The 13,151-nt window shown below is 53.1% G+C and carries 13 protein-coding genes; all 13 read right to left on the bottom strand.

Annotated features, from left to right (window positions below; genetic code table 11):
- Positions 1-129: 129 nt before the first annotated feature.
- Positions 130-1,860 carry a phospho-sugar mutase gene (locus tag GN107_RS00420; RefSeq protein WP_155286195.1) on the bottom strand — a complete coding sequence of 577 codons (1,731 nt, stop codon included), beginning with the start codon at positions 1,858-1,860 and terminating at the stop codon, positions 130-132.
- A 185-nt stretch (positions 1,861-2,045) separates the two neighbouring features.
- The gene (trxB, locus tag GN107_RS00415) at positions 2,046-2,987 is read right to left on the bottom strand and encodes a thioredoxin-disulfide reductase (RefSeq protein WP_155286196.1); all 942 of its coding nucleotides are present in this window, start codon (positions 2,985-2,987) and stop codon (positions 2,046-2,048) included.
- 82 nt (positions 2,988-3,069) lie between these two features.
- Entirely contained in the window at positions 3,070-4,089 is a 1,020-nt protein-coding gene (locus GN107_RS00410) for an NAD(P)H-dependent glycerol-3-phosphate dehydrogenase (protein ID WP_155286197.1), read from the bottom strand.
- A 5-nt stretch (positions 4,090-4,094) separates the two neighbouring features.
- On the bottom strand, positions 4,095-4,931 hold the full coding sequence (gene lgt / locus GN107_RS00405) for a prolipoprotein diacylglyceryl transferase (protein WP_155286198.1): 837 nt from the start codon (positions 4,929-4,931) through the stop codon (positions 4,095-4,097).
- Between the two features lie 9 nt (positions 4,932-4,940).
- The gene (hprK, locus tag GN107_RS00400) at positions 4,941-5,882 is read right to left on the bottom strand and encodes an HPr(Ser) kinase/phosphatase (RefSeq protein ID WP_155286199.1); all 942 of its coding nucleotides are present in this window, start codon (positions 5,880-5,882) and stop codon (positions 4,941-4,943) included.
- A gap of 177 nt (positions 5,883-6,059) precedes the next feature.
- Complete coding sequence (locus GN107_RS00395) at positions 6,060-6,377, bottom strand: hypothetical protein (RefSeq protein WP_155286200.1); 318 nt, start codon at positions 6,375-6,377, stop codon at positions 6,060-6,062.
- A gap of 11 nt (positions 6,378-6,388) precedes the next feature.
- On the bottom strand, positions 6,389-7,867 hold the full coding sequence (gene liaX / locus GN107_RS00390; protein WP_155286201.1) for a daptomycin-sensing surface protein LiaX: 1,479 nt from the start codon (positions 7,865-7,867) through the stop codon (positions 6,389-6,391).
- 214 nt (positions 7,868-8,081) lie between these two features.
- Positions 8,082-8,759 carry a phosphate signaling complex protein PhoU gene (gene phoU / locus GN107_RS00385; RefSeq protein WP_155286290.1) on the bottom strand — a complete coding sequence of 226 codons (678 nt, stop codon included), beginning with the start codon at positions 8,757-8,759 and terminating at the stop codon, positions 8,082-8,084.
- A gap of 67 nt (positions 8,760-8,826) precedes the next feature.
- Positions 8,827-9,585, bottom strand: a complete 759-nt coding sequence (gene pstB / locus GN107_RS00380; RefSeq protein ID WP_155286202.1) for a phosphate ABC transporter ATP-binding protein PstB — start codon at positions 9,583-9,585, stop codon at positions 8,827-8,829.
- Positions 9,586-9,623: 38 nt separating this feature from the next.
- The gene (pstB, locus tag GN107_RS00375) at positions 9,624-10,427 is read right to left on the bottom strand and encodes a phosphate ABC transporter ATP-binding protein PstB (RefSeq protein WP_155286203.1); all 804 of its coding nucleotides are present in this window, start codon (positions 10,425-10,427) and stop codon (positions 9,624-9,626) included.
- Between the two features lie 9 nt (positions 10,428-10,436).
- Entirely contained in the window at positions 10,437-11,321 is an 885-nt protein-coding gene (gene pstA / locus GN107_RS00370; RefSeq protein WP_155286204.1) for a phosphate ABC transporter permease PstA, read from the bottom strand.
- Positions 11,318-12,250: a phosphate ABC transporter permease subunit PstC gene (pstC, locus tag GN107_RS00365; RefSeq protein ID WP_155286205.1), complete on the bottom strand. Its 933-nt coding sequence runs from the start codon at positions 12,248-12,250 to the stop codon at positions 11,318-11,320. The genes pstA and pstC overlap by 4 nt, the downstream gene beginning before the upstream one ends.
- Entirely contained in the window at positions 12,250-13,122 is an 873-nt protein-coding gene (locus GN107_RS00360; RefSeq protein ID WP_155286206.1) for a phosphate ABC transporter substrate-binding protein PstS family protein, read from the bottom strand. The genes pstC and GN107_RS00360 overlap by 1 nt, the downstream gene beginning before the upstream one ends.
- Positions 13,123-13,151: the final 29 nt, after the last annotated feature.

The raw sequence follows: 13,151 nt of genomic DNA, 5'->3' as shown, positions 1-13,151 counted from the left end.
TCGCCAACAATGCGTGCGGTAACCGACTAAGTGCATACAATGTAAATTTTGCCGGTCATCACCCGGGAAATAATCAAATAAAAACCCGCAGCCCCGACTTCTCGGTTGCTGCGGGCAAAGCTTTAACGATTACTCTTCAACGGAATCAGCAAATGCGCTCAATGCCGTATGGTAGTCAGCCAGTTTCTTAGCGGCAACATCAGCCGCATCCGCACTAACACCAATGTAAAACTTGACCTTTGGCTCGGTGCCACTTGGCCGAATAGCAATCCAGGTGCCATCGCTAAGGTAGTACTTCAGAACGTCGGCTTTAGGCAAGGTCAGTTGTTCGGTACCAGCACTTGTCTTGGCGACACCACTCAAGTAGTCCTCACTACGCACAATCGCGGTGCCAGCAAAATCAGCGGGCGCCTGCTCCCGGAACGCGTGCATGAGGCCAGCCATCTTCTTCGGTCCGGTGATCCCTGTGAATTCAAGGGCGGTCGTGGACTCGTCGAAATAGCCGTAACGCTTGTACAGTTCCTCCAGCGCATCAGCCAGGGTCATTCCCCGTTCGGAGTAGTACGCGGCCACTTCAGCCAACAGCAAGGTTGACTGCACGGCATCCTTGTCCCGCACGAATGGCTTGATCAGGTAGCCGTAACTCTCTTCGAAGCCAAACATGAAGGTGTGCTCACCGCTTTGTTCAAAGTGCGCGATTGCGTCACCGATGAACTTGAACCCTGTCTCAACGGTAATCATCTTGACCCCGTAGTCGGCACAGATGCGGTCGGCAAGCTCAGTAGAAACAAAGCTCTTCACAACGGCAGCGTTCTGCGGCAGCTTACCGGCTTTCTTGCTGGCGTGCAGAATGTAATTGAGCAGGAGACTAGCGATTTGATTACCAGTAAGCAAGTGGTACTCATCACCAGTCCGCACAGCCGCACCCAAGCGGTCGGCATCCGGGTCGGTCGCGATCAGAAGGTCAGCCCCCTGCTGTTTACCGAGCGCGATTGAAAGGTCAAAGGCCTCTTTGAACTCAGGGTTCGGGTGCTTAACGGTAATGAATTCAGGATCGTAAATCGCCTGCTTTTTCACCATGCTAAAGTTCGCAAAACCCGCGGCCTGTAACGCGCGCATAACCGGAATTTTGCCGGTCCCGTGCAGCGGTGTGTAGACCAGCTTCATGGTCTTCCCAACCCGGTGAACCAGTTCTGAATCGATGGTAACACCAGCAACAGCGTCCAGATAAGCGGAGTCGACATCTTCGCCGATCAGGGTCATCAGACCAGACATGCGCATTTCGCTCTCATTGGCCTGCGGAATGCTGAAGATATCATCCACGTTGCGGACGTACTCCGTGATGCGATCCGATGCGTCGGGCGGCAGCTGACCGCCGTCCTCACCATAGAGCTTGTACCCATCGTATTCCTTCGGGTTGTGGCTAGCAGTGATCATGATTCCGGCAAAAGCGTGCAGGTAGCGCACAGCAAATGATAGTTCTGGTACTGGCCGGAGCGCATCAAACACGTAGCTCTTGATGCCGGCTGCACCCAACACAGCCGCAGACACATGGGCAAACAATTCAGAGTTATGCCGCGAGTCAAAACTGATTGCCACGCCGCGATCCATCGTCTCCTGACCGAGTTCCGTCATGTACCGCGCGAGCCCAGCAGTGGCCTGCGCAACGGTGTAGATATTCATCCGGTTGATTCCGGCACCAAACACGCCGCGCATCCCCGCGGTCCCAAAGCTCAGCGGGACCGCAAATGCGTCCTCTCGCAAAGCCGCGTCGTCCTTTTGTTTTGCCAAATCTGCCTGTAGCTCTGCGGGCAAATCAGCCTGCTGCGTCCACCGCGCATATCTTGTCTCGAAGTCCATTCTTCCAGCTCCAATTCTGTTAGTATTCTACAGCCTAGTATACATGGAAACGCTGGCAGATACAGGGGATTCGGCCAAAACACCGCTAATTGTCTTAAACCACCTGGGCAATTCCAGCCAATTTTGGCCACAAAAAAACGGGACCACTAATCAGCAGCCCCATTTCCGAACTATATTTGTCAATCTTAAGCAGTAGTTGTCTCGTCGCTCAGCGTCTGGATGTAATCAAAGACACCCTGACCTGCTAAGCCACCATCACCGACCGCAGTGGTGATCTGACGTAACTTCTTCTGCCGCACATCACCAATTGCGAAGATACCGGGCACACTGGTGTGCATCGTGTCATCCGTCTTGACCCAGCCCTGCTCATCCAAGATGCCGAGACCAGCAAAAGCGGCAGTCATCGGCTTGATGCCAACATAGATAAAGGTACCACCGCCAGCAACATGCTTCTGCTCGCCAGTGATTTTGTCCTTGTAATCAACACCAGTGACACCTTTGTCATCACCGGTAATCTCCTCAACCTGTGCGTTCCAAATGAACTTGATCTTCGGGTTAGCAAATGCCCGCTTCTGCAGGATCTGCTGGGCCCGGAGCTGGTCGCGCCGGTGAATGATTGTTACGGAATTGGCTAGCTGAGTTAAGTAGACACCTTCCTCAACCGCGGAATCGCCGCCACCGATAACAATTAAATCCTGACCTTTGAAGAACGCACCATCACACACGGCACAGTAAGAGACACCCCGGCCAGCGTACTCTTCCTCACCAGGAATGCCGAGTTTCTTGTACTCGGACCCAGTAGCGATAACAACCGCCTTAGTCTCATAATCACCATCATCGGTGTGCACGGTCTTGGTGCGCCCGTGGTCCTCAATACCAGTGATGTTACCGTACGCGTACTCGGCGCCAAACTGAGTTGCCCCAGCATACATCTTCTCGCCAAGATCAGGGCCCATAATTGATGGGTAACCCGGATAGTTTTCAATCGTTGCCGTGTTGTTCATCTGGCCGCCATAAATCCCGCGGTCGATCATTACAACGGATAGGTTAGAACGTGAAGCGTAAAGTGCCGCGGTCATGCCCCCAGGACCAGCGCCAATTACGACTACGTCAACTTCTTTGCTCATGCGCTTATCCCCCTTCACCACTTACTATTTGTAAGAATGAACTAACTATACCCTGTTGCGGGCAAAAAGTAAAGTCTGTGGCTTAGTAATCAAATTCAGGCTTACTTTCACGCTGCATAAGGTCAGAAATTGCCTTTTTGATCGGCTTTTCCTCGTACAGCACGGAGTAAATTGCATCCGTGATTGGCATCTCAACACCCTTTTGGGCGGCCAATTCGTGGGCAACTTTAGCCGTGGAGACCCCTTCAACGACCTGGCCCATGTTGTCCAGAACGTCCTTCAGGCTCTCACCGTGGCCGAGCTGGTTACCAGCCCGCCAGTTACGGGAGTGCACACTTGTTGCCGTAACGATCAGGTCCCCCACACCGGACAAGCCGATAAATGTCAGTGGATCAGCACCCATCGCTACCCCAAGCCGACTGATTTCAGCCAGGCCCCGGGTGATCAAGGCTGCTTTGGCATTATCACCATAACCTAAGCCGTGCAGGGCACCAGCGCCAATTGCGATAACGTTCTTCAGGGCGGCTCCCATCTCAACACCAATCACGTCCTGGTTGGTGTACAGACGGAAGTAACTGTTTGCAAAAACCTTCTGCACGTACTGCGCAGCTTCAAGATTGGTTGATGCTGCTGTCAGAGTCGTGATGTCTTTAACTGAAGTGTCCTCGGCGTGGCTAGGACCAGAGATCGCCACAACCCCCTTGCAGTTGGCGGCTGGAATAACGGACTCAATCACTTGGGAAACCCGCATGTAAGTGCCAACTTCAAGACCCTTAGCAGCGGTGACCAGGACCGGCTTGTTCCCGCTCTCCTGGAGCAGTGGCAACAGCTGTTCAGCAACCCCCCGCACAACATTGGTTGGGACGACGAAGAGCACGATGTCGACCCCATCAACGGCGGTCTTCAAGTCAGACGTTGCCTTCAAACGGCTATCAAGGCGCAGGCCAGGCAGGTAGTGCTCGTTACTGTGCTTCTCGTTGATTTCAGCAGAGTCCTTCTGCATGTACGCCCAAATCGTGACGTCATGCCCATTTTCGGTAAGCAAGTTGGCAAGCACTGTGCCCCATGAACCGGCACCAAGAACTGCAATTTTGACTGACAAAAGATTCACTCCTTATTGTTAATAGCGGCGTTCAGATTTCCCTCCATGTACCATGGGGAACTCTGCTGGCGGCGGCGATAGATGAATAGCGCGGCCGCACAGACAAACAAAATAATTGAAACTAATTGTGATACCCGAATCCCAGCTCCGAGATACAAGCTATCGGTTCGCATCCCCTCAACGAAGAAACGGCCGAAACTGTACCAGAGCACGTAGGTGAGAAAAATTTCTCCCTGCTGGAACCACTTGGCATGATGCCGTATGGACATGATGATGATAAAACCAGTCAAGTTCCACGCCGATTCGAACAGGAAAGTCGGCATCCGGTAGTGCCCGCCAATCAGCATCTGCTGACTGATCCATTCAGGCAGGTGCAACTCGCGCAAGAAGGATAGCTTGGTGATCTGACCAAACGCCTCCTGGTTCATGAAGTTGCCCCACCGGCCAATTGCTTGCGCCAGCATGACGGTCGGCGCGGCAATATCCAGAATCAGCCAGATGGACAGGTCCTTGACGCGGCAGTAAACGATGAAGACGATTGCGGAGGCAATCAAGGCCCCGTAAATCGCAATGCCGCCGTGCCAAATAGCGATAATTTCGCTCGGGTGGGCGGAATAGTACGGCCATTCAAACACAACGTAGTAAATGCGCGCTCCAATGAGTGCGAAGGGCAACGCCCACAAGACCAGGTTCAGGATGTGGTCCTCGTTGACGTTCCGCCTTTTGGCCTCTGTCGAAGCAAGGTACACGGCGAGCATCACGCCAAAAGCGATGATCACCCCATACCAATGGATCTCCAGGCCACCCAGACGGAGGGCGATTGGGTTTAAAGCAGCAACCATCACGTTCTCCTAATCTTTGTTTTCTGAGTTCTGTTCAATCAGGTTGTTCAAGTTGGTCTCAAACTTCTTGGTCGCATCGTAACCCATTGTTTTGGCACGGTAATTCATGGCGGCAACCTCAATCAAAATGGCGAGGTTCCGACCGACTTTAACCGGCACGGTGATTTTGGACACGGGAACATCAAAAATCATCTGCTTGTCGATGCCTGTGCCGAGGCGATCGAAGGTTTTGTCGGACGTCCAGTTAGCAAGGTGGACGATCAGGCTGATTGAAGTGCTCTGACGCACGGCGCCAGCACCGAACAGATCCATCACGTCAATAATCCCAATGCCGCGCACTTCAAGCATGTGCGACAAAATCGCTGGGGCTTCACCGATCACGGTCTGTTCATCCTGCTGGTAAACATCGACCCGATCATCAGCAATCAGCCGGTGGCCCCGCTGGATAAGTTCCAGCGCAGTTTCAGACTTCCCAATCCCGGAATCCCCGGTAATCAGGACGCCCAGGCCGAAGAGGTCCACGAGCACGCCGTGAATACTCTGCCGCTCAGCGAGCTGACCGTCAAGATAATCGGTAATTAGAGAAGACAGCCGGGTCGTGGGCAGTGTCGAGCTCAGAACCGGTATGTGGGCCGCAGCCGCAGCCGTCAACATCTCAGCGGGTGCTTCTAACCCCCGTGAAACAATAAACGCCGGGGTGTCCCGGGCACACATCCGCCGCAGGACTTCCTTCCGGTCATCACTGGACATGTTCCGGGCAAAAGAAATTTCAGTGCGCCCGAACAATTGAATCCGCTCATGGGGATAATAGTTAAAGAAACCCGTGAGTTCAAGCCCGGGACGCGAAATGTCACTGACGACAATCTGACGTTCAGCCAAATATTCCTTACCACTTATTACGGTCAGGTTAGCAGCGTCAACCAAAGCGGCGACGGTTACATAATCAGCCATTGCGTTCACCTACCCTCTTATATACTAGTCTATAGTTTACCATACTCGCCCGCACACCGGCGGTTCCAGGCGGGACTCTTTAACTAAATGCACGGTGCTAGCAAAAGGGCGGCGCTGCTATGGCAACGTCGCCCCTACATTCTAATTCAGTTGGCGCACCTGATTTCTTTCTGAAGCCTAGAAATCATCCCAGTGCTGCTGTTCATGCGCCCCACCCTGCGCATCGTGTTCCTCAGCGCTGCCGGTCACGTCTTTCCGTTGCGGCTGCGCACCTGGCTGGGCCCAGCTGTGGCCGGTGAAGTGCCGGTACTGTGTCCGCTGGATGTGCTTGTCGTGCCCACCTGCTTGTGGGTGCAAACGGCCATAGAGCCACACAATCAGCAAAATCATAATTGGTAAAGCAAGAAATTTAAACAACATGTAAAGCAACATGACTGGCACCACCAGTAACAGCACAAGGCCAATCATGACTAGTGGAATTAACAACAGTGGCAAAAAGCAATCACCTACTTCTCAATATCTGTGTCTTTAAGCAGAACCTCACCAGTAACGGTGCTCAGGTTCAAAACGCTCACCCCATCGCCAGCGCGATCAAGATTGATGCTGCGCATCCGCTTGTTAGGCGTGTCAACACCAGTCATCCGGGAACGAATGCTGCCAAAGCGGGATTTAACCTGCCCGCTGAGACCGCTGCTTGCCGGAACGGCAACCTTCACGTCCCCATTAACGCTCGTTGCGTTAACAGTCTTGGCGCTGCCGCGAAGGGTGACTTTGACGTCCCCATTAACCGTTGACAACTTAGCAGAGCGCGCACGACCAGCTAAACGCGCATCGCCATTGACGGTACTGATCAGTGCAGAATTGACGGTAGCGTCAACGGCCTTAACATCTCCGTTAACATTTTCCGCTTCCAACATGACCGCCTGCAGGTTTTCAAACCGCAGATTACCATTGGTTGTCTTCGCAAAGAAGTCCTTACCGCGGACATCGGTCATTTTGGCATCCCCATTAAGGGTGCGGAGGGCAACGTGGTCATAATCACGCTGCGGCAAACTGATTACCAGGTTGGCCTCGATTCGCTTGTTTGGCACTTGGAAAATGAAGTGGTCCGCATCAGCCTCGATTCGGCTCCGCTGGGTGAATTCTTCAACCAAATCGCCGTCAACCTTGCCGAAGAAACGAATGCTTGCCTCAACTTTAATGTCATCTTCATCCCACGCCTTAAGCTGCACGTCCCCGTTAGCAACGTTCACGTCGAGCACACTGGCTGCGCAATTCGGAAAATCAAAAGTATGGGTGAACTTCTGGGTCGCAATACCAGGAACCCGAACGGTGATGTCCTTCCAGTCCACGTTGTCCATTACGGTTTTAGCCGTGTGCTTAACGATTGACCCAATTTGGCTGCTGGCATCACTAACAGTTTTGCCCAAATCTGCTGCGGCACTCTTGGCCTGATCTTGCCAATCGTCAGGAATGACCCGATTGATACTACTCTTCAGGTCTTCCTTCCGGAGCTTCCGGTCCAGTTCACTCTGCTCCTGCTTGAGCTGGGTTCGCTTTTCCTCGAGAGCACTGATCTGCTTACTGAGGGCGGCATTTTGAACCTGCAGGTCGCTGCGGGCCTGTGCCTTTTCTGGCGTCAGGGTATCCAGATCTTCCATCGTGTCGTAAACGATGATCTGCTCATCGTTAGCGGCGCTCTGCCGCCGCAACTTTGCAAGTTCCTCTGCGCTGGTGTCCAGCGCGGTTTTAACTTCGGCACGGCGCTTGTTGGCCGCGTCTAGCTCAGGATCACCATCAGCTGGGGCATCCGGCTGCGCTGAATCGTCCTGGGGAGCTTCAGGCTGCTTAGGTTCGGTAGCTGGTTTTGCATCCGCCACATTCTGTTTGTCCTGCTTGGCGAGGTTCTCAAGTAGAACCAGGCCCTCTTCACTTGATAAAACACCTTTTTTTACTAAGTCTAAAATTCGTTCACGTTCATTCATGTCTCGGCCTCCATTTGACTTCGGATTCGATAATCCTATTATGCAGCGCCCCCGCGAGGATTACATAGGGCCAAAGGTTGATTTTATTGTCCGACCTTAGACCGATTAACAACTTTTAACCGCGAGCTGCCACTCTGTGAAAAAAGCCCGGTTCCGCGGCGGCGGAATCAGGCTAAGGCAAGGCACGGTCGGGCCGGGACTGCAAAATGTGCAATCAGAATTTATCCTCATCGGCATTATTGTTGAGTTCGGTCAGTTTGCCATTGTGCAGGTAAACGATCCATTCACAAATGTTCGTGACGTAATCCCCGATTCGCTCCAAGTATGAGGCCACGAGCATGTAATCCATCGCACCAACGACCGTGTTGGCATCCTCCTGCATGTGTTTAATGCAGGCCTGGTAAACATCTCGTGAGAAGCCATTGACATGATGGTCTTCAGCCGCAATGGTCGCGGCCCGCTTGTAGTCGGTGTGCACATACGCGTCAAGAACCTCTTCGCCCATTTTCTTAACGGACGCAGCCATCTGCGCTAAGGTATCCTCGATCTCAGGCACCCGCGTTTTGCCCTTAACCCGAATGGTTGATTTGGCAATCGAAACAGCGTGGTCGCCCATGCGTTCAAGGTCCGCGCTCGCCTTCATCGCCGTCACAACCTGGCGCAAGTCACTGGTCACTGGCTGCTGCAGGGCGATGATTTCGAAACAGTGCTGCTCCAAACTAACTTCGTGTTCGTTGATTTTGTGGTCATCAGCAATCACCGTTCGGGCCAAGGCCTTGTCGTGATTGATGAACGCCTTAACAGACTTGTGAATGGCTTCATTCACCATCATTCCCATTTCCGTAAAGCTCACGTGCAAGTCCTGCAGATCCTGACTGAATTCTTGACGCATCATCCGTGCCCCCTTTTGATTATAAAAGCCGTCCCTACTGCCGCGCGCTAGCAACCCTGCGCTTCATCTAGCCAAAACGCCCACTGATGTAATCCTCAGTTTCTTTCTTCTGCGGATTCATGAAAATCGTCTTGGTTGGTGCAAATTCGACCAGATTACCCTGCAAGAAAAACGCCGTCCGGTCTGAGATCCGTGAGGCCTGATGCATGCTGTGCGTGACAATAATGATTGTATAGTCACTCCGCAGTTCAAGCAACATGTTTTCGATCAAGGTGGCTGCGATTGGGTCGAGCGCACTAGTTGGTTCATCCATCAAGATTACTTCCGGCTGGGTTGCAAGCACGCGGGCAATCGCAACCCGCTGCTGCTGACCGCCCGAAAGCCCCAGTGCGGAGTCGTGCAACTTATCCTTAACCTCATCCCACAGCGCAGCCTGCCGCAAACTCTTCTCAACGGCGGCGTCAAGCGTTCCGCGGTCCTTAACTCCGGCCACGCGCAAACCATACACAACGTTGTCATAAATACTAAACGGGAAGGGAATCGGCTGCTGGAACACCATCCCGACCTGCTTGCGCAACTCAACTGCATCGGTATCGGGAGCGTAGATATCCTTACCCTCGAGCCGCATGTCACCAGTAATGGTCACACCGTCAATCAAGTCATTCATCCGGTTCAAGCAGCGCAAGAACGTCGACTTGCCGCAGCCACTGGGACCAATCATGGCCGTGATTTCATTTTTGCGAAAACTGAGGTCAATACCGTGCAGCGCTTCGAAATCGCCATACTTGAGCCGCACGTCCTTGGCCGTAATAATCTCTTCTGCCATGTTCACTCCTCCTGCCTAATAAGCAGCCGTCGCCAATGCTAACCGAAATGCCCAGCAACGTAATCATCAGTCGCCTGGATCTTCGGCCGCGTAAAGATTTTGCTGGTCTCATCGAATTCAAGGCACTGGCCACTGTAAAAGAACGCCGTGTAATCACTGATCCGGGCAGCCTGCTGCATGTTGTGGGTCACGATAATGATCGTGTATGAATCCTTGAGCCGCAGCAAGGTGTCCTCGACAGCGGCCGTTGAGATGGGATCCAGTGCGCTGGCCGGTTCGTCCAGTAGCAATACGTCGGGGTGCATCGCAATTGCCCGGGCAATACACAGCCGCTGCTGCTGCCCACCAGACAAGGCCAAAGCGCTTTTATGCAGCTTGTCCTTAACCTCATCCCAGAGTGCGGCCCCCTGCAGGCTCATCTCAACAATTGCATCAAGCTGCTCCTTATCCCGCATGCCGAAACGCTTCAGGGCAAAAGTGATGTTGTCATAAATTGATTTGGCAAAGGGGTTCGGCCGCTGGAACACCATCCCGATGTGCTTGCGCATCTCGTACACATCCACTTCAGAAGAGTTAATGTTCAATCCCCGGTAATTGATTCGACCCTCAACGTGCGCGCCTGGAACCGTGTCGTTCATCCGGTTCAACGAGCGCAAATAAGTGGACTTACCCGAACCACTAGGACCAATCAAGGACGTAATTTTGTAGCGTTCAAAGGGCAAACTCACCCCGTGGATAGCTTCCTTGTCGCCATAAAACACCCGTAAATCGTCGGTGCTCAGCGCAATTTCACTATCTGCAGGCAGTTCCCGAATGAAACGGTCATCAAGCGAATATGCCATGCTTGCCTCCTATCCAGCAGTTATCTTTTTGTGCAATTTGTTACCCAAGAACCGGGCCGCAAAGTTAAACAGCAACACGGCCAGAATCAGCACCGCACTGGCACCAGCAGAAACTGCAGAAGCATCGGGCTGAATCCCCTCAGAATTAATTTTCCAGATGTGCACGGCGAGCGTTTCGGCCGGACGCATTGGACTCAAGGGACTAGAAATTGAGGCGGGGTTCCAGTCAGCAAAATTCAGTGCTGGCGCACTCTGTCCGGCGGTGTAAATCAAGGCCGCAGCTTCGCCAAACACCCGGCCGGCGCTAAGAACAACCCCGGAAATGATCCCCGGCAGCGCCTCCGGTATAACGATGCGCAGAACGGTTTCCCAACGCGACAAACCAAGCGCTAGCCCTGCTTCCCGCTGGGCAAAATCAACCTGGCGAAGGGCGTCTTCAATGTTCCGGGTGAGCAGTGGTAAGTTGAAAACGGTTAGGGTCAAAGCCCCACTCAGAATGGAGAAGCCGATTTGAAACTGCAGTACGAAGACCAAGAAACCAAACAAACCCACAACTACAGACGGAAGGCTACTGAGAATTTCAATTGCGGTCCGGACAAAATCGGTCGCAAAGGAAGGTTTTGAGTACTCCGCAAGGTAAATCCCCGCCCCCATCGCTAGCGGTAGCGAAATGAGCATCGACAATAACAGCAAGTAAAAGGAGTTGAAAAGCTGGATTCCGATTCCCCCACCTGAACTGAAGGCCTTAGACGGACTGGTCAAGAAATGCCAGGAAACTTCAGGCAAGCCACGCACCAGAATGTAACCAAGAAGACTGGCCAAGATGAGGACGATGACGCCCGCGATGACATCCAAAATAATCGTCGCGATTTTATCAGCACGTTTAGCTGTCATTTCATTGCACCTCGCTTACCGATCCAGCGTGTAATCAAGTTAAACGCTAAGGACATGAGTAGCAGCAACAGCGCCAGTGACCACAGCGCGTTGTTTTCAAGACTGCCCATGACCGTGTTCCCAATTCCACTCGTCAAAACGGAGGTCAGGGTGCTGGCCGGACTGATCAGGTTCTGCGGCAACAGCGCCGCGTTCCCAATCACCATTTGCACTGCCAGCGCCTCACCAAACGCCCGCGCCATTCCGAAAACGATTCCGGTCAAAATGCCAGGTGTCGCCGCCCGCAGGACTACCTTGTAGATGGTCTGCCAGCGCGTTGCGCCAAGGGCCAGTGATGCTTGCCGGTAGTTCCGTGGCACGGCCCGCAATGCAGAAACAGTCATTGAGGTCACTGTGGGTAAAATCATGACGAAGAGCACGAAGGTCCCGGCGAGGATCCCGAACCCGGTGCCACCGAACACATGTCTAATCAGTGGCACCACCACGCTCAAGCCGATGAACCCGTAGACAACTGACGGAATCCCCACCAGCAAGTCAATGACTGGCTGGAGAATTTTGCCACCCCAACGCGGCGAGATTTCGGTCATGAAGATAGCCGCCCCAATCGCAAACGGGGTCGCTAGGAGGGCCGACAGCAGTGTAACACCGAAACTACCGACAATCATGGGCAGCGCTCCAACCTTCGGCACCCCAGACGCATCTGTGGTCCCAGGCGCCCAAGCAGTTTTGCTCAGGAAATTCCAGAGGGTCACCTTGGTGCCAAAAAAGGTGGACAGGCCGCGGTAAGCAACGAAGCCAAAGATAGCAAACACGACAACCACAATAATGGCAATGCACAGCCACGAGATAAATTTCCCGCGCCGTTCCAGCTTACTAGACCGAGACTTCCGCAATAGGGCGGCACGAATATCATCATTTTGATTTTGCATTATTCGTTCCCCCTCACTGCGGTGACCTTACCGTTAACGTCCCGTTCGACACGCATGTCTCTAACCGGAATGTAGCCCATTTGTTTGACCAGGGTATTCTGAATGTTGTTGCTTAAAACATAATCAATAAACCGCTTGTTCAAACCGCGAGCCGGACCGTGCGTGTACATGTGCTCGTAGGCCCAAATCTTCCAGCGGTTAGTGTGCACATTAGCGGCGGTCGGGGCAACGTGATCAACGGCCAGTGGCTTGATGCTCTTATCAACGTAGGAAAACGCCATGTAGGAAATCGCTCCCGGAGTGCTGGCAACGATTTGGCGAACCATCCCCGTGGAATCCTGTTCCTGCGCAGCAATCGCTGGCTGTCCAGCCATAACCCAGCGTTCAAAAGTTGCCCGGGTCCCGGAACCCTGCGCCCGGTTGACGATTACGATGGGCAAATTTTTGCCCCCGACCTGGCGCCAATTAGTTATTTCACCGGTGAAAATCTGCCGTAACTGGCTGATGCTCAGGTTCTTGACGTTGACTTTTTTGTTCACAACCGGGGTCACGCCAACAACCGCAACCCGGTGATCGACAAGCTTGCTGGCCTTAATGCCTGTTTTTTCGCTCGCAAATAGATCGGAAGTGCCAATTCCAACGGCGCCCTCTTGAATCTGGGAAAGACCGGTACCGGAACCGCCGCCTTGTACATTGATGAACACACCTAAGTTATCATTGCTGTACTGCTCACCCGCAGCTTCAACTAAGGGTTGCAAAGCGGAACTACCAACAATCGTAATTGACTGCCCATCGTTGCGCTTGCACGCCCCTAATCCCAGCGCTAGCACCACCATGGTCAGTACACCCAGAACCATTTTCCGTTTCGCCATTTATGCCCACCTCCGTTTTCAATACATTT

It is taken from the genome of Lacticaseibacillus zhaodongensis (assembly GCF_009687905.1).
Classification (GTDB): domain Bacteria; phylum Bacillota; class Bacilli; order Lactobacillales; family Lactobacillaceae; genus Lacticaseibacillus; species Lacticaseibacillus zhaodongensis.
Note: the sequence above shows the minus strand (reverse complement) of the source record. Positions and strands in the feature narration are given on the sequence as shown.